General features: G+C 64.6%; 21 protein-coding genes. 19 read left to right on the top strand and 2 right to left on the bottom strand.

The window, feature by feature from the left end; translation table 11 throughout:
* The first annotated feature begins 36 nt into the window (after positions 1–36).
* Positions 37–660 (top strand): NYN domain-containing protein, encoded by a 624-nt coding sequence (locus tag BBH56_RS03660; protein ID WP_148122728.1) that lies wholly within the window; start codon positions 37–39, stop codon positions 658–660.
* Here BBH56_RS03660 and BBH56_RS03655 read toward each other — a convergent pair.
* Positions 657–1,898 (bottom strand): M28 family peptidase, encoded by a 1,242-nt coding sequence (locus BBH56_RS03655; protein WP_148121974.1) that lies wholly within the window; start codon positions 1,896–1,898, stop codon positions 657–659. The genes BBH56_RS03660 and BBH56_RS03655 overlap by 4 nt on opposite strands.
* Before the next feature lie 78 nt (positions 1,899–1,976).
* Between BBH56_RS03655 and BBH56_RS03650 the strand changes: the two genes are divergently transcribed.
* The 4 genes from BBH56_RS03650 to aceK are packed head-to-tail and all read left to right on the top strand — an operon-like array spanning position 1,977 to position 6,829.
* The gene (locus tag BBH56_RS03650; protein ID WP_198515253.1) at positions 1,977–2,480 is read left to right on the top strand and encodes a methylated-DNA--[protein]-cysteine S-methyltransferase; all 504 of its coding nucleotides are present in this window, start codon (positions 1,977–1,979) and stop codon (positions 2,478–2,480) included.
* Positions 2,461–3,705, top strand: coding sequence for an FAD-binding domain-containing protein (locus tag BBH56_RS03645; RefSeq protein WP_148121972.1), 1,245 nt, complete (start codon positions 2,461–2,463; stop codon positions 3,703–3,705). Before BBH56_RS03650 ends, BBH56_RS03645 begins: the two co-directional genes overlap by 20 nt.
* A 56-nt stretch (positions 3,706–3,761) precedes the next feature.
* Positions 3,762–5,060: an NADP-dependent isocitrate dehydrogenase gene (icd, locus tag BBH56_RS03640; protein WP_144347455.1), complete on the top strand. Its 1,299-nt coding sequence runs from the start codon at positions 3,762–3,764 to the stop codon at positions 5,058–5,060.
* Between the two features lie 35 nt (positions 5,061–5,095).
* Positions 5,096–6,829, top strand: coding sequence for a bifunctional isocitrate dehydrogenase kinase/phosphatase (aceK, locus tag BBH56_RS03635; protein WP_148121971.1), 1,734 nt, complete (start codon positions 5,096–5,098; stop codon positions 6,827–6,829).
* Here aceK and BBH56_RS03630 read toward each other — a convergent pair.
* The gene (locus BBH56_RS03630; RefSeq protein WP_148121970.1) at positions 6,826–7,848 is read right to left on the bottom strand and encodes a type IV pilus twitching motility protein PilT; all 1,023 of its coding nucleotides are present in this window, start codon (positions 7,846–7,848) and stop codon (positions 6,826–6,828) included. The genes aceK and BBH56_RS03630 overlap by 4 nt on opposite strands.
* A gap of 84 nt (positions 7,849–7,932) precedes the next feature.
* Between BBH56_RS03630 and BBH56_RS03625 the strand changes: the two genes are divergently transcribed.
* The 14 genes from BBH56_RS03625 to BBH56_RS03560 all read left to right on the top strand — a co-directional run bounded on the left by BBH56_RS03625 (position 7,933) and on the right by BBH56_RS03560 (position 21,523).
* Complete coding sequence (locus BBH56_RS03625) at positions 7,933–8,382, top strand: pilus assembly FimT family protein (RefSeq protein ID WP_148121969.1); 450 nt, start codon at positions 7,933–7,935, stop codon at positions 8,380–8,382.
* Positions 8,383–8,462: 80 nt separating this feature from the next.
* Entirely contained in the window at positions 8,463–10,418 is a 1,956-nt protein-coding gene (locus BBH56_RS03620; protein ID WP_148121968.1) for an O-antigen ligase family protein, read from the top strand.
* A gap of 152 nt (positions 10,419–10,570) precedes the next feature.
* The gene (locus BBH56_RS03615) at positions 10,571–11,014 is read left to right on the top strand and encodes a type II secretion system protein (RefSeq protein WP_148121967.1); all 444 of its coding nucleotides are present in this window, start codon (positions 10,571–10,573) and stop codon (positions 11,012–11,014) included.
* A 79-nt stretch (positions 11,015–11,093) separates the two neighbouring features.
* The gene (locus tag BBH56_RS03610; RefSeq protein ID WP_157809081.1) at positions 11,094–12,710 is read left to right on the top strand and encodes a hypothetical protein; all 1,617 of its coding nucleotides are present in this window, start codon (positions 11,094–11,096) and stop codon (positions 12,708–12,710) included.
* Positions 12,711–12,736: 26 nt separating this feature from the next.
* A complete protein-coding gene (gspM, locus tag BBH56_RS03605; RefSeq protein WP_157809080.1) occupies positions 12,737–13,417 on the top strand; it encodes a type II secretion system protein GspM in 681 nt (226 codons plus the stop codon).
* Positions 13,383–13,856, top strand: a complete 474-nt coding sequence (locus BBH56_RS03600; protein WP_148121964.1) for a hypothetical protein — start codon at positions 13,383–13,385, stop codon at positions 13,854–13,856. Before gspM ends, BBH56_RS03600 begins: the two co-directional genes overlap by 35 nt.
* On the top strand, positions 13,846–15,573 hold the full coding sequence (mshL, locus tag BBH56_RS03595) for a pilus (MSHA type) biogenesis protein MshL (RefSeq protein ID WP_157809079.1): 1,728 nt from the start codon (positions 13,846–13,848) through the stop codon (positions 15,571–15,573). Before BBH56_RS03600 ends, mshL begins: the two co-directional genes overlap by 11 nt.
* Positions 15,570–16,280 carry a tetratricopeptide repeat protein gene (locus tag BBH56_RS03590; RefSeq protein ID WP_148121962.1) on the top strand — a complete coding sequence of 237 codons (711 nt, stop codon included), beginning with the start codon at positions 15,570–15,572 and terminating at the stop codon, positions 16,278–16,280. The genes mshL and BBH56_RS03590 overlap by 4 nt, the downstream gene beginning before the upstream one ends.
* A 5-nt stretch (positions 16,281–16,285) precedes the next feature.
* Complete coding sequence (locus BBH56_RS03585; RefSeq protein WP_148121961.1) at positions 16,286–18,010, top strand: GspE/PulE family protein; 1,725 nt, start codon at positions 16,286–16,288, stop codon at positions 18,008–18,010.
* Between the two features lie 2 nt (positions 18,011–18,012).
* Positions 18,013–19,242 carry a type II secretion system F family protein gene (locus BBH56_RS03580; protein WP_148121960.1) on the top strand — a complete coding sequence of 410 codons (1,230 nt, stop codon included), beginning with the start codon at positions 18,013–18,015 and terminating at the stop codon, positions 19,240–19,242.
* Positions 19,242–19,643, top strand: a complete 402-nt coding sequence (locus BBH56_RS03575) for a pilus assembly FimT family protein (protein ID WP_148121959.1) — start codon at positions 19,242–19,244, stop codon at positions 19,641–19,643. The genes BBH56_RS03580 and BBH56_RS03575 overlap by 1 nt, the downstream gene beginning before the upstream one ends.
* Positions 19,640–20,266 (top strand): prepilin-type N-terminal cleavage/methylation domain-containing protein, encoded by a 627-nt coding sequence (locus tag BBH56_RS03570; RefSeq protein ID WP_148121958.1) that lies wholly within the window; start codon positions 19,640–19,642, stop codon positions 20,264–20,266. The genes BBH56_RS03575 and BBH56_RS03570 overlap by 4 nt, the downstream gene beginning before the upstream one ends.
* A gap of 78 nt (positions 20,267–20,344) precedes the next feature.
* On the top strand, positions 20,345–20,797 hold the full coding sequence (locus BBH56_RS03565; RefSeq protein WP_148121957.1) for a PulJ/GspJ family protein: 453 nt from the start codon (positions 20,345–20,347) through the stop codon (positions 20,795–20,797).
* A 6-nt stretch (positions 20,798–20,803) separates the two neighbouring features.
* Positions 20,804–21,523: a hypothetical protein gene (locus BBH56_RS03560; protein ID WP_148121956.1), complete on the top strand. Its 720-nt coding sequence runs from the start codon at positions 20,804–20,806 to the stop codon at positions 21,521–21,523.
* Positions 21,524–21,532: the final 9 nt, after the last annotated feature.

Raw genomic sequence — 21,532 nt, 5'->3', positions numbered from 1 at the left:
TTAACCTGTCACGCTTTCCCACGACGGATGCCCCTGATGCGACGACTCTGGCTGATCGATGCCGGCTACATTCATGCCAACAACCTCGCGCTGCTGGGCAGCCAGCGGCGCATCGACTACCTACGGCTGCGCGAGCTCATCGAGCATGAGCTCGGCGCGCTGTGGCGCGGCTATTTCCTCAACTCCGCGCAGGATGAACCCAACGAGGGCCGGGACCGCTTTCACAATTGGCTGCAGACCGCGGTGCCCCACGGCCCCAACCTTATCGTCAAGCTCTACGGACTCAAAAGCGAGCGGGTGCGAAACGCCTGGTGCGCCGACTGTGGCACCAAGGTCGATCTGCGCTGCCCCCACGGCGATGGCCGCCATCGGCTGTTCAACCAGCGCCAGATGGGCGTTGATGTCGGCCTGGCCTCGCTGGCGCTGATCCATCGCGAACGCTATGACAGCCTCGTCCTTTCCTCCGGCGACGGCGATCTGCTGGATGCCGTGGAGCACCTCTCGGAGGCCGGCAAGCGCATCGAGCTGGCAGTGTTCAGCACCGGGGTGGCCACCGATCTGCAGGCCCGCTCGGATCGCGTGCTCTGGCTCGATGACCACCTGCCGGCACTGACCGGGGAGGACGGAGCGGCCGGCCCACCGACCGCCCCGGGCGGCTAGGCCGAGCCGGGATGGCGCTTCGGCGTCGCCTGGTCAAGCCGCGGGTGCTGGTCGCGGAAGCGCGCGGCCAGCGTGCCCGGTGCGGTTTCCTCGGCATCCAGCGCCTTCAGGGTCTCCGCCACCGCGTGGGTGCAGGCCAGCACATCCCGGGTGCAGCCGCTCTCCGAGATGGTGTGCATGTTGCGGATCGGCATCCCCACAGAGGTCGCCGCACAGTCGACGTTGCCAAGCACACCGGCCATGCCATCGGTGCCGGTATCCGGGCCCACGGCATCGCGCTGGATGGGGATGTCATGCTCGCGGGCGACGGTCTCGATGCGCTGGTTGAGCTGCTCGCTCACGATGGCACCGACACTCATGGTGAAGCCCTTGCCCATGGTCACCGGCGACATGCGCTTATCGCCGATGCCCGGCGCGGCGACGAAGTCGTGATTGACGTCGACGCCGATGATGGCATCGGGGCGCATCTCGCTGACCAGGACCCGGCTGCCGAAACGGCCGATCTCCTCGTAGGTGGCGGCGGCGAACAGCATCCGGATGTTCGACGGCCCGCCAGCCTCGGCCACCAGGCGCGCCGATTCCGCGGCGACAAAGCAGCCCAGCCCGTTATCGAGGTAGGCGCCATAGAAGGTATCCGGGCTGAACCCGCGCCGGATCGGGCGGTTCATCAGCACGCTGTCACCCGGCCGGATGCCGAGGTCCTCGACCTGTTTTTTCTTCTCATCGCCGTGGATCTGCAGCTCGATGTAGAGCTGCTCTTTTTTAACGCCCTGATCGCCGGAGCGCACCTTGGGATCGGCGAAATGGATGGCGCCCAGCGCCTCGACCGTGCCGCCGTCAAAGCGCCGGTACGACCCGGGGGCATCCGGATCCTCGCTGAAAATGCTGACCTCGTGGCCGATCAGCGTGGTGGGCAGGAATGAATCGCTGTTGATCCAGATCTTGCCGTCCTCGCCGATGCTGCGGACCTGCATGCGGATTTTGTCCGCATGGCCGATGACCATCACGGTAAAAAGGTCATCGCGGCCGGGGTGCGTATCCAGTACGACGCCGGCATGCCCCATGAAATTGCGCACCGCAGCCCCCTTGGGCGCATGCTTTTCCATGTGCGGGCGCAGCACGCCCTGGGTCATGGCCGCCTCGAGGCCGATCGGGCTGGGCGCGGCCAGAATGTCGTGGATGAACGTAAACTGCTCATCAGGCATGGACTCGGTCCACGGCTTGGCGTGATCGGCCATAGAATGGGCTCCCTGTCGTTGTTTCACGCGGATTTTTCAGGCGCTAGCATAACGTGTTCAAGCCACAAGGAGCAGCCCGTGGGCCTGCCTGCCATTGAGATCACTGCCGTCGACCGGCGCCCCGCCAGCCCGCAGCGGGCGCTGTGGCACGGCCCGTGGGGGACGCTGCTGCTGGTAGGGCATGCCCGATGGTTGACCGCGGCGGTGTTCCAGGGCCCGCCGCCCGGCCGGCCGGGTACGGCGCATCCCCTGCCGGCCCCCTGGGGCGGACGCAGGCGACTACGACTGGCCCTGCATGGCACCGCTTTTCAGATGCAGGTCTGGCGCGCGCTGGCCGAACTCCGCGCCGGCGAGCCGGTCAGTTACAGCGAGCTGGCCGCACGCATCGGCCGACCCGGCGCCGCGCGGGCCGTGGCCTCGGCGGTGGCGGCCAACCCGGTCCCGGTGCTGCTGCCCTGTCACCGGGTCATCCGACGCAATGGCCAGATCGGTCAGTACATTGGCGGCGCGTCGCGCAAGCGCGACCTGCTGGCCCACGAGCGCATCGATAGGAGCAATCCCCATGTTCGCGAACGCCCCTGAGGCCAGTCACCCGGCGGGACTCGCCCGGCTCGAGGCCTTCATCCCCCATGCCGGGGCCGACTACGCCCGCGGCCGCAACCATGACCTGGGGCCCGAGGGCGACAATGCGGTCTCCGCGCTGTCACCATGGCTGCGGCATCGCCTGCTGCTCGAGGAGACGGCCATCGACGCCGCCATCGCCGCCCATGGCCTGGATGGCGCGGAGAAGTTCATTCAGGAGGTCTGCTGGCGCACCTACTGGAAGGGCTACCTGGAGCGCCGCCCGGTGCACTGGCATGACTATCGCGCCGCCTGCGACGAGGCGCACGGGCAGGTGGCCAAGGACCGTCGGCTGGCCGCCGACCTGCAGACGGCGCTGGATGGCGACACCGACATCGACGCGTTCAACTTCTGGGTGGACGAGCTGCGCGAGACCGGTTACCTGCACAACCACGCCCGGATGTGGTTCGCGAGCATCTGGGTATTCACCCTCGAGCTACCCTGGGCGCTGGGCGCGGATTTCTTCCTCCGCCACCTGCTCGACGGCGATCCCGCCTCCAACACGCTTTCCTGGCGCTGGGTGGCCGGGCTGCACACGCCGGGCAAGCCCTACATCGCGCGCTCATCGAACATCAACAAATACACACAGGGCCGCTTCAACCCCGGCTATCGCATCAACACCCAGGTCGAGATCCCCGAGGGCGTCGAGCGCCCGCCGGTGGGGCCCTCACCGCTCGCGGTTGACTGGCAGGCCACCCCGACCACCGGGCTGCTGATCACCGAGGATGACCTGCTGCCGGAGTCGCTGTTCGGTGAGCGGGACTGGCCACTGGTCATCGCCGTGCAGAGTACGGACTGGCGCAGCAGCGGGCCGGTGGCGGCGCGGGTTCGGGATTTCGCCCATGCCGGGCTTGCCGATGCCCTGGCCCGCAATCCGGGCGCGCGGGCCATCGGCCCCATCGACCTGGCGAGCGCCGACGGGCTGACAGCGGTGCGCGAGGCCGCCACGGCGGCGGGCGTCGATCGGCTGCTGACCCCCTACGTACCCACCGGTCCGACTGCTGACGCGATGGCCGCCCTGGATCCGGTCCTCGCCGCTGACGGCATCACCCGCCAGGCTGTGCCGCGGGACTGGGACGTCCTCCATTGGCCAGCCTCGACCCACGGGTTCTTCCGTTTCTGGAAGGCCGCACGGCCGCTGATCATGGAGCGGGCCGGGGCCGGGTCTCTGTCCCACGGGGGGTGAATATGAAAGAATGCGGGCGATAACAACGACTCGCACTGTAAGAGAGAGGCCCAATCATGAGCACCTATCAGGTCCCCGCCGACGGCGCCCCGGTCACCCTGGATAACGGCGTCCTCAATGTCCCCGACAACCCCATCATCACCTACATCGAGGGGGATGGCATCGGCGTCGACATCACCCCGGTGATGCAGCGCGTGGTGGATGCCGCGGTTGAAAAGGCCTATGGCGGCAGCCGCAAGGTGCACTGGATGGAAGTGCTCGCCGGCGAGAAGGCCAACAACGAGGTCGGCGCCTGGCTGCCCGATGAGACCGTCGATGCCATCCGCAAATACCTGATCTCGATCAAAGGGCCCATGACCACCCCGGTGGGCGGCGGCATCCGCTCGCTCAACGTCGCGCTGCGCCAGGTGCTCGACCTGTATGTCTGCCAGCGCCCGGTGCGCTGGTTCAACGGCGTGCCCTCGCCGGTCAAGCACCCCGAGCAGGTCGACATGGTGATCTTCCGCGAGAACACCGAAGACATCTACGCCGGGATCGAGTTCGAGGCCGGCTCTGAGGAGAACGAGCGCTTCAAGCAGCTGCTCGCCGAGCATTTCCCCTCGGCTCACGCCAACATCCGCTTTCCCGATGACTGTGGCTTCGGCATCAAGCCCATCTCGCGCGAGGGCACCGAGCGGCTGGTGCGTGGCGCGATCCGCTATGCCATCGACAACAAGCGCCAGTCGGTGACGATTGTCCACAAGGGCAACATCATGAAATACACCGAAGGCGCCTTCCGCACCTGGGCCTACGAACTGGCCGAGCGCGAGTTCGCCAACGAGACCTACACCTGGGCGGAGTGGGAGCGCACCGTGGCCGAAAAAGGCCAGGAGGCCGCCAACGCCGAGCAGGACGCCGCCGTCGCCGCCGGCAAGATCCTGGTCAAGGATTCCATCGCCGATATCACCCTCCAGCAGGTCCTGACCCGGCCCACCGACTTTGAAGTGATCGCCACCATGAACCTGAACGGCGATTACCTCTCCGACGCGCTGGCGGCCCAGGTCGGCGGCATCGGCATCGCCCCGGGCGGCAACATCAACGAGCAGACCGGCCACGCCGTGTTCGAGGCCACCCACGGGACGGCGCCGAAGTACGCCGGTCGCGACATGGTCAACCCCGGCTCGCTGGTGCTCTCCGCCGAGATGATGCTGCGGCATCTGGGCTGGTTCGAGGCCGCGGATCTGATCCTCACCGGCATGGACTCGGCCATCGCCAGCAAGCATGTCACCTATGACTTCGCCCGGCTGATGGACGGCGCCACCAAGGTGAGCTGCTCGCAGTTCGGCGAGGCCATGATCAAGCGCATGCAGGCCTGAGCCCCGTCCGGTGAACCACGGCCGCGGAGCATCCCATGATCGATAGCCCCTCCCGCTATCAGCGGGTTGCCACCGCGGCGCGTTGCATCCATGACGGGTTTCTCGATTACAACCGCGCCTTTCGAGAGATAACCGCCCGCGCGGGACGGCGCTTCGAGGAGCGCGACTGGAAGGGTCAGATGGCGGATATCGCCGCCCGGGTCGAGCTCTACGAGCTCTGGGCCCGGCGCACCGTCGAGACCCTGCGTACCGAGCTGGGCGAGGATCTGGCCGGGCACGCCTTCTGGGCCGAGGTACGCGAGTGCTTCGGTCTGCGGGTCGAGGCCGTCCCCGATGCGGGATTTATGAAGACCTTCTTCAACTCCATCACCCGGCGGGTGTTCGGCACCCGGGGGGTGGATGCGGCGGTGGAGTTTGTCCAGCCACCGCCCGAGGAAGGCATCGAGTCACTCACCATGCGCCGCTATCCGTGCTGGAATGACCTCGATCAGGCCTGCCAGCGGGTACTCCAGGACTTTGCCTTCGAGCGCCCCTATGTGAACCGCGACGCCGATGCGCGTGACATGGCGGCGACCATCCGCGAGCAGCTCGGCGGCGGGGAGGCCGATGCCGACTGCCTGCGCTTTGAGTTCATCGACTCGCATTTCTTCCAAGGCACGCGGGCCTATCTGGTCGGGCGGATGCGCCTGGCCGACCGGGTCCGCCCCATCGTGGTGGCACTGCGCAACGACGACGAGGGCATCGCCGTCGATGCCGTCCTGCTCACCGCCGAGCAGGTGGGTGTGGTGTTCTCCTACACCCGCTCGTACTACTTTGCCGATCCCACCTCCGTGGTGGCGGCGGTGCAGTTCCTCCACGGACTGCTGCCGGACAAGCCCATCGACGAGCTCTACACGGTGCTGGGCCGCCTGCGCCAGGGCAAGACCGAGCGCTATCGCCAGCTTATGCACCACCTGGATCGCACCGATGATGCGTTCGTGCATGCCGCCGGTGACGCCGGGCTGGTGATGATCGTGTTCACCCTCCCCTCGTTCAATCTGGTGTTCAAGATCATGCGCGATGTCTTTCGGCCGCCGAAGACCACCACGCAGGAGGACGTGCACCAGAGCTATCGCCTGGTCTCGCGCCACGACCACGCCGGGCGGCTCATCGACACGCAGTTCTTCCGCAACCTCGAGCTGCCACGGGCGCGCTTTTCCGAGGCCCTGATCGACGAGCTGATGCAGGAGGCCCCCCGCACGGTGGCGGCCCATGGCGACCGGCTGGTCTTTGGCCATGCCTATGTCGAGCGCCGGGTGCGCCCGCTCAACCTGTACATCCGCGAGGTCGAGGAGGCCGAGGCCAAGCGGGTCATCCTCGATTACGGACGCTGTATCAAGGATCTGGCCGCCACCAATATCTTTGCCGGCGATCTGCTGCTGAAAAACTTCGGCGTCACCAGTTCGGGCCGGGTGGTGTTCTATGACTACGACGAGGTCATGCTGGTCAGCGACTGCCGGTTCTACGAACTGCCCGAGCCCGATGAAGACTTCCCGTTAATGGAGCATGCCACCACCCGATTCGTCGGCGCCCATGACATTTTCCCCGAGGAATTCATCCGTTTTCTGGCGATGCCGGCCTTCCTGCGCCAGACGTTTCTGAGCGAACACAGCGACCTGCTGACCGCTGAGTACTGGCGCGACGTCAAACGCCGCCGCGTGGCGGGTGAAGTGGCCGAGATCGTGCCCTACGCCCGCCAGAGCATCGCGCCCCAGCAGATCAGCCTCTAGCTGTCGGTCACCGTTTTCGCCACTTCGGGGCTGATCTCGCCCTGGCGCTGGAGCTGCTGGAGCGACTGCGCCATGGTCTGCATGCCGTGGGCCTGGCCGGTCTGAAGGGCGTTGGGGATCTGGGCGAGATTGCTCTCGCGGATCAGGTTCCGGATCGCGGGCACCGCCATCATGATCTCGAACCCGGCGACGCGGCCCCCGCCCTCGCGCTTTAGCAGCGTCTGGGAGATGACGGCGAGCAGCGACTCCGCAAGCATCGCCCGCACCTGCGCCTGCTCGTCGCCGGGGAAGGTGTTGATGATGCGATCGACACTGCTCGCGGCGGTGCGCGTATGCAGCGTGCCAAACACCAGATGCCCGGTCTCCGCCGCGGTCAGCGCTAGGCGGATGGTGTCGGGATCGCGCAGCTCGCCGACCAGAATAACGTCGGGATCCTCACGCAGGGCCGCGCGCAGCGCATGCTGCACATCGACGGTGTGATGGCCCACCTCGCGCTGGGTGATGAGCGCCTGGTTGGAGGGGTGCACAAACTCGATCGGGTCTTCGATGGTGAGGATATGCTCGGGATACTGGCGGTTGCGGTGATCGACCATGGCCGCGAGCGTGGTGGACTTGCCGGAACCGGTGGGCCCGGTGACCAGCACCAGCCCACGCGAGCGATCTGAAACCTGACGGATCACCTCGGGCGCACCCAGGTCATCCAGCGCCGGGATCTGCTGCGGGATGGCGCGCAGCACGACACCCGGGCCATTGAGCTGCTCGTAGACGTTCACACGAAATCGCCCGGCGTTTTCCACCTGCAGCGCGAAGTCCACCTCGCGGTGGTCGCGGTACTGGGCCTGCTGCGCCTCGTCCATGACCTCGAACAGCGCCTTTTCCAGCGCCTTGTGCGAAATGACCTCATCACTGAGCGTGCTCAGATCGCCATCAACCCGGATCACCGGCGGCCCGCCAGCAGCGACATGCAGGTCCGAGGCCTTGTGCTCAACGGCGCTCACGATCAGTGCTTCAAGATCCATCCAGCTGTCCTTTGTGCGTGTGGCTTCGCTTTTGACCCTGCTTTATTGTGGCACGGACGTAGCGTTGGCCCCATGCATCGACGAATGAGCACACAACGGACAGGTGGCTTCACCCTGATAGAGCTGGTGGTGGTCCTCGCGATCCTGGCCGTACTCGGCGCCATTGCGATCCCGCAGGTTCAGCAACTGCGGCACCAAGTCGAGGTTCAGGCGCTCGCTTCAGAACTCGCCAGCGCGACCGAAGATTCATTTGCCGTACAGCTCAGAGAGCCTGGCGGGTGGCCGAATCAGTGGATGGTCAACAAGACCGGCGATGATCAAATTTGTAAAAGGCTGAATGACCCCGAGAGTAGTCTGGCCAGTCCCGACGATAACCGCGGAGGCTACGGCATTGGTGAAATCCCGGCGGGGTACGAGGTCGTGCCGGCCGCTCAGGCTCCCGAGGGGTCAATTACATTCAGCGTCCCCAATGCGGAAGGTCGCAGTAAGGATAGCGGCATTACCTCTGTGACCTGTGCGCTGGTGAAGGATTGAATACGGCCAATAAAACTTATATTGATACCCATCCATAACGGCGGAGTCCTGGAATCGCTTCAATTCGAAATCACTCGTTTGTGAGACACCTGCTACCACAGCAGGGTAGCGGCGGCTGGCTCGCGCCGGCACTGGTGCTCGCCCTCTCCCTCACCGCCGCGCTCATCGATCAGGCCAATTACCAGCAGGATCTGACCTACATCGCGTTGACCGTGATCGTCGCATTGATCGCGCTTGCCGTAGCGCTGGCGCGCCGGCCTTCGGAGGGCCGCTGGCCACTCGGGCCTGCGGGGGCTTTTTTGCTGGGACTGATCGCCTGGAGCGCGCTCTCGGTCACCTGGAGCCGAGTCCCGTATCTGACCTTCGTCGATCTGGCGGCGATGGGATCAGTGGCATGCGCCTATGCGGCGTGGCGCATCGTCACGGCGCCCGCCGCTGACCGTCTCAGCCCGATTCTACCGGCCGGCCTGCTTATCGCCGGTGTTGCCATGGCGGCGTTCATGATCGGGCAATTCTTTACCGGTCATCGGCCTACGGCATTCTTCGCCAACCCCAACTCGGCGGCTACCCTCCTAAACGCGCTGTGGCCGGTGGCCGCGGTTGCCTGGCTCGCCGGGCGTGGCACGCTGCTCGGCACCCCGCGGGCGCACCATGGCCTGCTGGCGGTCATGTTCGCGCTGGTCTTCGGGGTGGGCATCGATGGCAGCCGCGCCGCATTTCTTGCCGGGGTCGGGGTACTCACCGTCGTGCTGGTCGGTGCGGGTTACACACTGGGCGCTCAACGCCGCTCGCTGGCACTGATTGGCGGGATCTTTGTGACGGCGCTGCTCAGCGCCTGGCTGGTGAACGTACTGGGCCTTGGCACCGGCCGGTTGTTGGGTGAGCGCATCGGATCGCTTGCAGCCCCCGATCAGGCGGGCGCGGTGCGGTTTCTGCAGTGGGCCGGCGCCTGGTCGTTGATCCGCGAGGCGCCGTGGCTTGGCATCGGACCCGACGTATTCTGGCTGGCCTATGCGGGCATCCGCCCGCCGGGCGATGGCAGTGCCGGCCTGTATGCCCACAATGACTATCTGCAGTTCTGGGCCGAGCGGGGCGTTGTGGGCCTGGTGCTGGTCCTGGGCATCATCGGCGCCTGCATCCATCGATTTGCCGCGACCCTGCGGGCGCGGACATCCGTGGGGGATGACGATGCGGTCCGGGCAATGAGTCTTGCGGCGTTTGCCGGGCTGACGGGGCTCAGCATCCACGGGCTTTTCAGCTATCAGCTGCAGATGCCCAGCGTGCTCATCCCCGCATTCCTTTTGATTGCCGAGCTTGAACGTTTGGCGCCTGGCGGCCCGGTGGTCAACCTGCGCCTGCCGAACTGGCGACGGCCGCTGAGCCTCATCGCGGGCATGGGTGTGTTCGCGCTTATCGCGGTGAGCATCGGACTCACGGGCGCCTCGCAGCTTTTAATGGACAAGGGCGTCGCGGCGATGAACCGGGGCCAGTTCGAGGCGGCCGAGCAGGCCTTCCAGACCGCCCAGCAGCGCTGGGGCAACGCGGACACACCGTGGCTGCATCACGCCGTGCTGTATCAGCGCCTGCTCCGCCGCGTCCCCGAGGATGAGCCCGAACTCCGGGCCTCGCTTGCCAGCGAAGCGATGCGGCTACTTGATCGGGCGGCCGAGCGCAATCCACTCCGCGCCCGCACGCCGGCCATACGTGGTCAGCTGCGCCGGGCCTGTCCGGATCTGACCGAGGGTGATCCGCGCGAAGCGTTTGAGCGGGCGCTGTCGCTTGACCCACGACAAGTCTCGGCGCGCCTTAATTACGTGGCCTGGCTGCGGGCGCAGGGTGACGAGCGCGCCGCCCGCGAGCTGCTCGAGGACGGGGTCACCCTTGACTATGGGCGTCGCACGCGCCCGATCCCCCTCTATCAGGCCACCGCTGCGGCGCGCTCATCGGCCGGTGACAATGCCGGTGCCACGGCGTTGCTCGACCGTGTCGAGCGGATTCGTGTCGATCTGCAACGCCGATTGAACGATTCCGGCTGATCCGCATCACAGGGAGCAAGGTCCTGATATTCCTTGTGTATTACTCGTGTGAAGGGTATATTTCGCACTCGGGGTTGAAGGGTGGGGCAAAAAGAACGTGTGTTGGCGAATGCCGCCAATGCTCATTTTCGTTCAATTTTGGAGACCCCCCAATGCGCTTTAGTCTTAAGTCGCTCTCAACCGCACGTCACAGCAAGACCACACGCCTCCAGCGTGGCTTTACCCTCATCGAACTCGTCATCGTGCTCGCCGTCCTCGGTGCGCTTGCAGCGATTGCCGTCCCGCAGCTGACTGGGTTGCAGGAAGAGGCGGACCTCAACGGAACAGCGGCAGTGGTTTCAAGCGAGCTTGGGAATGCTTTCGCGAGCGATCTCGCTAACGGGAATGAAGATAACGACGACACAGACCCCGGCAGTGGCGTCAATTGGGCAACGGCGGATTGCGAGACCACTTTCACAACCGCCTCGCCAGCACTTTCGGCTAGTAGCTTTACCATCGGCAGTAGTCTCGACCCGAGCGTGGACATCACGATCCCGACTTACAACAGCAGCGACAATACTGTTGGACAGGAAACATGCGATTTCGGTGTTAACTAAGGAACGAATCGTTGTCCAGCTGGAGCAGGATAGGCTCGGTTAGATCTGACTGCCCCAGAAAACGACACGGATGTCCGATATGAACATGCTTAATCGCATCCGTGCCCGCAGAATGCCGACTCCGCAGCGCCGGGTCGGCATTCATTTTGCCCAGTCCTCGATCACGCTCTCCGTTCTGGCGGTCGATCAGGGCCGGCTTGAGACCTGCATCACCCAGGCTTGTACGCGGGACGATGCCCGGCGGGTCCTCTCCCAATGGGTTAGTGAGTATGACATCAAAGGCCTGCCGGCCTACGTCACGCTCAGTCGCAATGACTACGACACCCAGTTCGTCGATCTGCCCGGCGTGGCGGAAAACGAGCTGCGGGCCGCCCTGCCCTGGCGTGTAACGCCCCCGGGCGTGCTGTCGAGCAACGAGATCGTCGCCACCGGCGTGCGGCTTAAAAACGATCGAGAGGCCGGCAACACGGAACCGACCCTTGTTCGCGCGACCATCATGTCGCGCAGCCTGCTTGATCAACTCACAGGGGCCGTCCTCGAGGCCGGCCTTGACCTCCGCGGCGTCTATCCGCGCGAGACCGCACTGATCACCCTGGCCAACCAGGATATCGATGCCTCCGACGCCAGCGCGCCGCACGCTGACGCCCCGCCGATCATGACCGCCTTCATCGGGCAGCGCAGCACCGGCGTGGCGATTGCGCGGGGGGATCATCTCTACCTCTCACGCACGGTCACGATCGACATTGATCGCGACAACGGCATCGACGATCGACAGACCGATCAGCTGGTCAGTGAGTGTGTTCGCACCGCAACCAACTTCAACAAACGCCTCTCTGACCGGCCGCTCAGCAAGGCACTGATCGGCCCGGATGCCCCGGGGATGGACGCGCTCCGCGACGCGCTGGCCGAGGCCCTCGATGTTCAGGCCGAGATCCTCGCCATTCCCCCCAACGTGACACCGGCGGATGAAACAACCCGGGCCACGGCGGCAACGCCCGAGGGCATGCTGGCCGTGGCGGGCACAATGGACGCGGCGCTGCCGGATAACGCGTCCATCTATCAGCCACCGGCCAAGGATCGGTCCCTGACCGCGCCGGATCGGCTCATGACGGCCACCGCACTGGCTGTGCTGGCGTTGGGTCTGATCAGTGCCGGCCAGGCGTTCAGAGTCCACCAGACCGAGGCGGCACTGGAAACGGCAAGGGCCGAGCGATCGGATCTACAATCGCAGGTCAGCGACTTGCAGCAGACCCTTGCGCAGAGACGCGAGGCCGAGCCATCGGCGGAGCTGGTGGCGCGCCGCGACGCCCTCCAGCAACGCTACAACGCCTACGAGCAGACCCTGAGCGCCTTTGACGATGTGGAGACCACCCTGACGGGGGGATTTGCCGATCCGCTGGTCGCACTCGGCGACGCACGGGTCGAAGCGGTCTGGCTGCGCGAGGTCTCGATCAATCCCGAGCAGATGGTGATCCGCGGCCGGACCCTTCAGCCCTTTCAGGCCGAAGCCTTCGCCGCCCGGCTTGAGCGCGAGCCCGCACTGAACGGCTGGTCCGCCCAGCGCGTGGATATCGACAATCGCACCGAAACCGCCGGGGGCCTGATCACCCACGATTTCGTGATCAGCGGCCGTGGGGCGGTTGCAAAGCCCGACACCAGTCGCGAGACTGAAACTTCCAGAGATAACAACGACTAATGGGGAGCAGTCTGCGGATGCGCTGGATGACGCGCGCGCGATCGATCACGCAGCGCGTGACCCAGGTGAACGAGTGGCTCGCGGGGAGAACGCCCCGTGAGCGTGTCCTTGTGTGTGTGGGAGCATTCATCGTGATCGCGCTGATCTGGCAGATGGCGATATTCTCAGGACAGTCGGCGAGACTCGCCGACACGGCCGCCCAGCAGAGGGCGGTGCGCTCGGAAATCACCCAGCTCGATACCACGGCCGACACGGTCCGCCAGCAGATCGCCGATCTCGAGTCGCCGGACGCGGCCGTGCGCGCCGAGATCGAGGCGCTGCAGTCCGACATCGCCAGCCTGCCCGGGGGCGGCGCGGGTGATGCCCTCGACTTCCTCGCCGCAATGCCCGTGACCAAGGCGCTGCGAGCGTTCGAGTCAACGCTCGAGGATGAGCCGGCGCTCACCGTCATCCGCTTCGACCGCCAGATGGGCGAAGGCCCCGGCACAGGCAATGACACCGATGAACCGCCGATGGATGTCGATCATCGCCAGCTGCGCCTGGTCTTTGAGGCCACCTTCGCTCAGACCGTCTCCCTGCTCTCGCGGCTCGAGGCGCTGTCGGTGCCGCTGGTCTGGCGCGTGCTCGACTATGCCGTCATCGAACACCCCACCGCGCGGGTGACGGTGCGGTTTGATCTCTACGCGCTGGGAGGTTCCGATCAATAACAGACTATCAGCCGGCGTCGGCGCCCTGCTGCTGGCGGTTGCCGCGCTATCAGTCCAGGCGCAGACCCTGAACGATCCGACCGCCCCGCCGGATGCACTGCTGCGCGCCCTTGAGCAGGCGCAGACGCAGCTCGGGGCGGACGAATCAACCGATGGGGACGCCGCATCCGAACAGACATCACCCGATCCGGCGCCGGCGTCACCCAACGCCGTCATCCAGCGCCTCAAAAAGGGTCAATGGCAGCGCGCGGCATTGATCGGGGGCAATCGCCGCGAGAAGGGCGAGCGCACCGAACGCGGTACCATCGAATCCATCACAATGGATCAGGTGCGGTTTGAAAGGGATGGAGAGCCCAGCACCGCACGGGTCTACAAGCATGACGTCGTCAAGGAACGGCCGGGCGACACGCCAAGGGAATCAAACAATAATGAACAGTAAAAAGGCCCTGCTGCCAGTGCTTGCCATTGCGCTTTTAGCGGGCTGTGCAAACCGGGGCGAGATGTCGGCGGAGGATCAGGCGCTCGCCCTGTCCGAGGCCCTCGGCGGTGAGCAGGCCGGTGCGGCCGCGGGCGCTGAGCCGCCGCCCCTGCCGGCGGCGGCCAACGCCATGCTCGAGCCACCGCCGCTCGACGGCGAGATGCCCGCCCCCGTGACTGAGCCGCGCTTCGATATCAGTGCGGATGCGGTCCCGGTGGCGAACTTCTACCACGGCCTCGTCGCCCACACCCCGTACAACGTCCTTGTGCACCCCGATGTCGAGGGCAGCATTTCGCTGGAACTGAGCGACGTATCCGTCCCGGAGGTGATGGAGATCCTGCGCGAGGGCTATGGCTATCACTACCGCCGCAGCCAGGGGGCATACATGGTCCTGCCCTCGGTGCTCGAGACCCGCGTGTTCCAGCTGCACTACATCAATGTCCAGCGCGAGGGACTCTCGGGGACCAGTATCGCCGGCGGCGAAATCGAGTCGTCCGAGGAAACGGACGAATCCAATAACAATCAGGTGAGTGGCAGCAACCTGACCACGCGAAGCAGTTCGCGGCTGTGGAGCGACGTCGAGGCGGCCATCGAGGAAATCATCACCGGTCAGGCGCAGGAGGGTGAATCGACCAATGCCGACAGCGCGCCTGCAGCCGATGCCAATGCCAATGCCGGTCAAGGCACCGCCCTGCCGCCACTCGCCGGCCTGACAAGCGGTGAACCGTCCAGTCCGGCGCCTGCAGCGGACACCGGCGACCGCGCCCGCGTAGTGACGAGCCCCGAAGCCGGCGCCGTCGTGGTCCGGGCGACGCCCGAGGCCCTCGAGCAGGTGGAGACATTCATCGATGGGCTGCAGACGACCGTCAACCGCCAGGTCATCCTGGAGGCGCGGATCGTCGAGGTGACGCTGGATGACGAGTTCGAGGCGGGCATCGACTGGGAAGTGCTCTCGCGCGACAACACCGCAGAGAACGCGGGCGCCGGTGACACCGAGGTGGACGTCTCCCTGACCTCCCCCACCGATATCGGCGGCCTGTTCGAGCTGGGGATCCTGCGCGATGGATCGTTTGATGTGACCATCGATGCCCTCGATGAACAGGGCGACGTCATGGTGCTCTCCTCGCCCCGGGTATCGACGCTGAACAATCAAAAGGCACTGATCAAGGTGGGCACCGACACGTTCTTCCAGACGGGTGTCGACCTCGACACCACCACCACCGGTGACACGGCGCAGACCACGGTTGACCCGGAGTTCCGGTCGTTTTTCTCCGGCATCTCGCTGGATGTGACTCCAAGCATCGATGGCGATGGCTCGGTCACCATGCATGTCCAGCCATCGGTAACGAACGTCACCGATGTGCCGCGCACGGTGCAGACCGCCGAGGGCGAGACCGTGACCTTTGATCTGGCGAGCAGTGATGTGCGCCAGTCCGATTCCATTGTCCGTGCCGAAGACGGTGACCTGATCATTATCGGTGGGCTCATGGAGCAGCGCGAGGAAAGTACCGATGCCTCGGTGCCGGTGCTGGGCGACTTTCCGCCGCTGGATCTGCTGTTCAGCCGCCAGCGTCAGGTCTCGCGAAAGGTCGAACTCGTGATTCTGCTGCGCCCCACCGTCATCGGCGATGACACCTGGCAACGCGCCCTCGAGCGCCAGCGGGAGGCCATGCTATGAACGCCCGCTGCTACGCAATGGCCCTGATGGCCGCCCTGACGGCCCTGGGTCTCGTCACGCCCGCGCTGGGTCAGAACGGTGACATGCAACGCTCGCCGTCCACCGTCTCCGCCGAAGCCCGGGCGCTTGAGCGCTTTCACGACGGCCAGCGGGCGCTTGAGGGCGACGAACTGCTCACCGCCGCGCGCTACTTTCGTGAAGCGCTCTCCCTCGACCCAACACTGCTCGTCGCGCGACGCGGATACGCCCGGATCCTGATCGTGACCGATCGGCTGGACCGGGCGCAGGCGGTGCTCGCCGCAGGCCTGGAGCGGGTGCCCGACGATCTGGCCACGGCGCGCATGCTGGCACGGGTGGCGCAGCAGAATGATGATCCCGCCACGGCCATTCGTGCCCTCAAGGCGATCCGCCCGCCGGCAGACGCAGCAACCACCGACATCCCCGCCAATCTGGCCGCGCTCTACCGCCAGACCGGGCAGTATTCGGAGGCCGCGGCCGTATATGCCGACCTGCGCCGTGTCGAGCCGGACAACCCCACCTGGGTCCTTGGCGAGGCCTTCTGTCTGGATCGCCTCGGGCGCACCCAGCCTGCGCGAAGCGCCTGGAGTGATCTGCTTGAATATCCCGATGTCGATCAACGCATCCTCGACTATGCCCGCAACCGGCACCAGGCGCTCCGGGACTTTGCCCTGCCCTATGGAGACTGACCGCCATGGCTACCGCCCGACCTGAACGCCCGCAACGGCTGGGGGATCAGCTCATTGAACGCGGGCTGATCTCCGAAGCGGATCTGAAAGCGGCACTCGATGAGCAGAAGCGCACCGGCCTGGCCGTGGGCGAGGCATTGGTGCAGATGGGGCGGCTCGCCGAGAGCGACCTCAATACCGTGCTCGCCGAGCATTACGGCGTGCGCACCGCCGACCCGGCGAAGTACTGGGTGGACAAAGAGGTCGCCCAGCAGCTGCCCGAGAACGCGGCGCGGCGGTTCGGGGCCCTGATCCTCGAGGAGACCGGCGAGAAGTTCGTGGTGGCCACCGACGACCCGGGCGACATCATGGCCCTCGACGAGGTGGAGCGAATCCTGCCGAAACCCGTGGAGTTCCGGCTCGCCGGCCGGCAGGAGATCATCGATACCATCAACATGGTCTACGCCCGCACGGATGAGCTCGAGAGCATTGCCGACGAGATCACCGAGGAGATCGAGAGCAGCGACGAGATCGATCTCACCAACCTCAACGTCGGCACCGGGCGTGCCAGCTCGCCCGCCGTGCGCCTGCTGAAAACACTGATGGAAGACGCCATCCAGCGGGGCGTCTCGGATATCCACATCGAGCCGGAAGAAAAGGAACTGCGGATCCGCACGCGCAAGGATGGCATCCTCCACGAGCGGCTCGTGCGACAGGGCAATATGCAGAACGCGCTTGTCTCGCTGCTCAAGCTCATGGCCGGTCTCAACATCACCGAGCGGCGTCTGCCCCAGGACGGGCGATTCCAGTCCCGCGTCCAGGGCCGGCGCATCGATGTGCGCCTGTCCACCCTGCCCCAGCAACATGGCGAGAGCGTCGTCATGCGACTGCTCGACCAGAGCGCGGCGGTTTCATCGCTCGATCAGACCGGGATGGCAGAGGACCTGCGCGCGCGCTTCCGCTCACTGATGACCATCCCCAATGGCCTGATCCTGGTCACGGGGCCCACCGGATCGGGCAAGTCCACCACGCTCTACGGCGCCCTCAGCGAGATGAACACGGCTGAGGTCAAGATCATCACCGTGGAAGATCCGGTGGAATACGCGCTGCACCGGGTCACACAGGTGCAGGTGCGCGAGCAGATCGGCCTGACTTTCTCCCGCGTGCTGCGCACCTCGCTGCGCCAGGACCCCGATATCGTCATGGTCGGTGAGATCCGCGATGGCGAGACCGCCGATATCGCCATGCGCGCGGCCATCACCGGCCACCGCGTGCTCTCGACCCTGCATACCAACGATGCCGTCTCAAGCGCCAACCGCCTGCTTGATATGGGCATCGAACCGTTCATGCTCGCCGCCGCGCTGCGGGGTGTGCTGGCTCAGCGCCTGCTCCGGCGCGTGTGTAGCCAATGTGCCGAGACGCGGCCCGCCAACGAGGAGGAAATCGCCTGGCTGACAAGGGCGGGCCACTCAGACCCCGACGGGCTGGTGATCCACGAAGGCCGCGGTTGCCCCCTCTGCGAGCAGTCGGGTTACAGTGGCCGCATCGGGCTCTTCGAGCTCGTGGAGGTGGACGCCGGCATGCGTCAGGCGCTGCGCCAGCGCGACGTGGCGGCGTTCGCTGAACGCGCCCAGTCCGCGTCCGGCTATGTCCCCCTGGTGGGCATGGCGCTTGAGTTCATCGAGCACGGTCAAACCAACGTCGCCGAGGTCGTGCGCGTGCTCGGCGAGCGCATCGGCGAGGCGGAATAACCATGCCACGCTTCAACTACCGGGCCCGCACCAGCGAGGGCCAGCTCATCCAGGGCGAGGTCGACGCCGAGGACCAGTCCCGCGCCGCCGCCTATGTCCTTGATCTGGGTGCGACACCGCTGTCGCTGCAGCAGTCGGACAGCCAGAAGCTGAGTGCGAGCACCGACGTCGGACAGCTCATTGCCCGCTATCTCAAACGACCCATTCCGCTCAATGATCTGATCATTTTCGCCCGCCACCTCCGCTCGCTCCTGCATGCCGGCGTCCCGGTGATCCGCGCTTTGCGCGGTCTGGCGGAGAACGCCCAGCAGGAGCGGCCCAAAGAGGCGCTTAACTCCGTCGCGGGCAGCCTCGAGGGCGGTACCGCACTGGCCGACAGCATGAACGAGCACAGCGATGTGTTCCCGCCGCTTTTCATTCATATGATGCGCGTCGGCGAGCAGTCCGGGCAGCTCGAGAGCGCGCTCACCCAGATGGCGGACAACCTCGAGCAGGAACGCCAGACCCGCGAGCGTATCAAGTCGGCATTGCGCTATCCCACATTTGTGCTGATCGCGATCCTCGGCGCCTTTGTGGTGGTCAATGTCTTCGTGATTCCGACCTTCGCCGATCTGTTCGAAAGCCTCGATACCCAGCTGCCGTTCGCCACCCGCGCGCTCCTCGCCACCTCGTCGTTCACTCAGCAATACGGCGTGGCGATGCTGGTGGCTGCCGCGGCCGGCGTCCTGCTACTGCGCTACTACCTGCGTGGCGACACCGGGCGCCTGCAATGGGATCGGTTCAAGCTGCGCATCCCCATTGCCGGCCCGGTCATGCGCCGGGCCCTGCTGGCGCGGTTCACCCGCACCTTCGCCATGGCGCTGCGCGCCGGCGTCCCGCTGCTCACCGCCATCGACACCGTGGCCGATGCCACGGATAACGCCTATGTCAGCCAGGGCATCCGCGGGCTGCGCAGCGGCATCGAGCGTGGCGAGAGCCTGCATACGGTCTGCGAGCGCAGCGGGCTTTTCACCCCAATGGTTTTACAAATGCTTGCCGTCGGCGAGGAGACCGGCCAGCTCGCCGACCTGATGGATCAGGTCGCGGACTTTTATGAAAGCGAAGTGGATGAGGACCTGAAGCGCCTGCCGTCTTACATTGAGCCCATCATGATCGGGTTCATCGGCCTGCTGGTGCTCGTCCTGGCGGCGGGCATATTCATGCCGATCTGGCAGATGAGCTCGGCGTTCTGATGCGCCGGCAGGCAGGACTGACGCTGATCGAGATCGTTTTCGTGATTGGTGTGCTGGGGGTGTTGGCGACGCTGGGGTTCAGGCAGTTCGGTTTTGCCGGAGACGCCCTCGCCGATCGCATTGAGGCACGGGATGCGGTCATTGCTGAACTCCGCCGTGCCCGTGCGGAGGCACTCTATCGGCTGCCGCCAGAAGATGCATCGACAGTGACCGCGGATCTAGCCTCCGCAGCCGCGCCTGTGACGGTAACTCCCGAAGAAGTGGCGTTTTCGTACCAGCAGGATGATGCTCCAGAGGCCCCCGACGACGATGCTGAAATTGAGGTGGGCGATGGCGATTCCGTCCTCATGGTCTGCGTAACATCGAAAACCCGCCGGATTTCCGAGGGCCCCTGCCCATGAAAGAGCGGTTGACGGGCCGTCGACGCCACGCGGGTGTGACGCTTATCGAAATTGTGATCACGCTTGCGCTGATCGCGCTGGGTGCCGCCGCCATCTCATCCCTGCTCGTCGGTGGGCTGAATATTAATGAAACCAACCGCGGATTCGCGGCCGATGTCCGACAGGCGACCAGCTGTTACGAGACCTTTCTCGCGATCCACGAAACACGGGGTTGGGCCACGCCGGAGGATGAGGAACCCGAGCCCTATGAGAGCTGTTCCGATAACTGGCAATCGATCCCCGACTCGAGCACGCTGGATGGTTGGTCGCCGAATGACGACATTGGAGCGCTTCTCCGTAGCGGTTGCCCGGTGGCAGAGCAGTCACCTTTCACGCTCGAGTGCCGTAATGTCGAAGTGGATGATGAACCGGCAACGCAGTTCCGGTTTACCGTCAGAGGTGAGCGGACGATCTCCGTGGTCTTACCAATGCGCGATTCGTCGGATGACAGCGACGAAGACGATGAGGATGGCGACGGAGATGAGGACGGGGACGAAGATGACGAGGATGAGGACGAGGATGACGACGAGGACGATGACGACGATGACGATGACGACGATGACGATGACGACGACGACGATTGATACTGCGGCGCTCCGTTCTATTCACCCACAACCCCGGCGCAGTGACGCGTTCCGTCGTGAATCACATACCTCATTTCGATGAAGATGAATTATGTTGCTCACTCTCGCGGGTTGACGCTCATCGAGATCGTCATCACGTTGCTGGTCCTCGGCGTTCTGAGTGCATTCATCGCGCGACCACTGATTAGCTTGATACAGGCCCGCGCGGACGTCAGCGATGCGGCTGCGCAGCACTCCGAAATCGAGCACGCACTCAGCCGAATGGCCAAGGACATCCGGCTGAGTGACGACAGCACCGAGATCAGTGGTTGTGGGGAAGGTGTATTAACCTTAAACCGGGATGGCGATGAGCGCGTGTATGAACGCAATGAGAATGGAACGCTTATGTTGGATGACAACGTTATTGCCTCGGACGTGCGTATGTTCGAGTGCGAAGCACTGGAACCCGCAGACCTCGAACGCGCAGACCTGCGCCTGTACGAACTGACTCTGAATGACTCAGAGGTTCGGGCGTTCAAAAGGGACGGCTGATGACTGATGCCTGATCGATCGCAACAGGGTCAATCCACCCAACAAGGCAGCATCCTGCTGATGGCAGTGGTGGTGATCGCCGGTATTGGCGCGGTTACCGCGGGCCTTCTGGCCATCCTGCAACAGCAGACCGTAAGTCTGACCGAGGCAGTGCAGATGGACCGCGGCATTGGCGTTGCTGACTCCTACCGACTCGCACTGATCGATGGTCGCGATTCCGAGGGCAGCAGTAAAGATCTCAAGTCACTAATTGACGAAGCTAAATTGACGGACAACGGCTCAAATAGCTATACCGCTACCGTTGATCGGGCGGATGGCCGCTGGGGATACCGATTCATTTATGATTCAAGCGGTATTTCGACCGGGAGAGATCTGGAAAAAAAGGACAACATCGCACTAAGTGGGAACGAAACAAAGTCTTACACGAATGTCGAACTCGTAAATCCGGCTGTCAGTGGTAAGGTAGTTATACTTATCACAACCGAAACGACTGTTATAATGACTAATCCGGGCCTCTCCGGGACTGTTGATTTGATTGTTGAAGACGGCGCTTACCTTGAGTTGGTTAATCCGGGTATCAGTGGCAATGTCAGATTCGATATCAAAGAGAACGCAAACGTCTGCATTAGAGGAAATCCTCAGATCAGCGGCAACGTTAGCGGCTTAAACGATACACAATGTTCGGGGTCAGGCAATGAAGTATGGACATTTCAGCTCGCCAATTGAGTCCCGGGT

The organism is Spiribacter roseus, assembly GCF_002813635.1.
In the GTDB taxonomy this organism is placed as follows: domain Bacteria; phylum Pseudomonadota; class Gammaproteobacteria; order Nitrococcales; family Nitrococcaceae; genus Spiribacter; species Spiribacter roseus.
This window is presented reverse-complemented; position numbering and strand designations above follow the sequence as displayed.

Coding starts and splice junctions, on each gene's coding strand:
- BBH56_RS03660 (WP_148122728.1), top strand. CDS start 37: ATGCGACGACTCTGGCTGATCGATGCCGGCTACATTCATGCCAACAAC.
- BBH56_RS03655 (WP_148121974.1), bottom strand. CDS start 1,898: ATGGCCGATCACGCCAAGCCGTGGACCGAGTCCATGCCTGATGAGCAG.
- BBH56_RS03645 (WP_148121972.1), top strand. CDS start 2,461: ATGTTCGCGAACGCCCCTGAGGCCAGTCACCCGGCGGGACTCGCCCGG.
- icd (WP_144347455.1), top strand. CDS start 3,762: ATGAGCACCTATCAGGTCCCCGCCGACGGCGCCCCGGTCACCCTGGAT.
- aceK (WP_148121971.1), top strand. CDS start 5,096: ATGATCGATAGCCCCTCCCGCTATCAGCGGGTTGCCACCGCGGCGCGT.
- BBH56_RS03630 (WP_148121970.1), bottom strand. CDS start 7,848: ATGGATCTTGAAGCACTGATCGTGAGCGCCGTTGAGCACAAGGCCTCG.
- BBH56_RS03625 (WP_148121969.1), top strand. CDS start 7,933: ATGAGCACACAACGGACAGGTGGCTTCACCCTGATAGAGCTGGTGGTG.
- BBH56_RS03615 (WP_148121967.1), top strand. CDS start 10,571: ATGCGCTTTAGTCTTAAGTCGCTCTCAACCGCACGTCACAGCAAGACC.
- BBH56_RS03610 (WP_157809081.1), top strand. CDS start 11,094: ATGAACATGCTTAATCGCATCCGTGCCCGCAGAATGCCGACTCCGCAG.
- gspM (WP_157809080.1), top strand. CDS start 12,737: ATGACGCGCGCGCGATCGATCACGCAGCGCGTGACCCAGGTGAACGAG.
- mshL (WP_157809079.1), top strand. CDS start 13,846: ATGAACAGTAAAAAGGCCCTGCTGCCAGTGCTTGCCATTGCGCTTTTA.
- BBH56_RS03590 (WP_148121962.1), top strand. CDS start 15,570: ATGAACGCCCGCTGCTACGCAATGGCCCTGATGGCCGCCCTGACGGCC.
- BBH56_RS03585 (WP_148121961.1), top strand. CDS start 16,286: ATGGCTACCGCCCGACCTGAACGCCCGCAACGGCTGGGGGATCAGCTC.
- BBH56_RS03580 (WP_148121960.1), top strand. CDS start 18,013: ATGCCACGCTTCAACTACCGGGCCCGCACCAGCGAGGGCCAGCTCATC.
- BBH56_RS03575 (WP_148121959.1), top strand. CDS start 19,242: ATGCGCCGGCAGGCAGGACTGACGCTGATCGAGATCGTTTTCGTGATT.
- BBH56_RS03570 (WP_148121958.1), top strand. CDS start 19,640: ATGAAAGAGCGGTTGACGGGCCGTCGACGCCACGCGGGTGTGACGCTT.
- BBH56_RS03565 (WP_148121957.1), top strand. CDS start 20,345: ATGAAGATGAATTATGTTGCTCACTCTCGCGGGTTGACGCTCATCGAG.
- BBH56_RS03560 (WP_148121956.1), top strand. CDS start 20,804: ATGCCTGATCGATCGCAACAGGGTCAATCCACCCAACAAGGCAGCATC.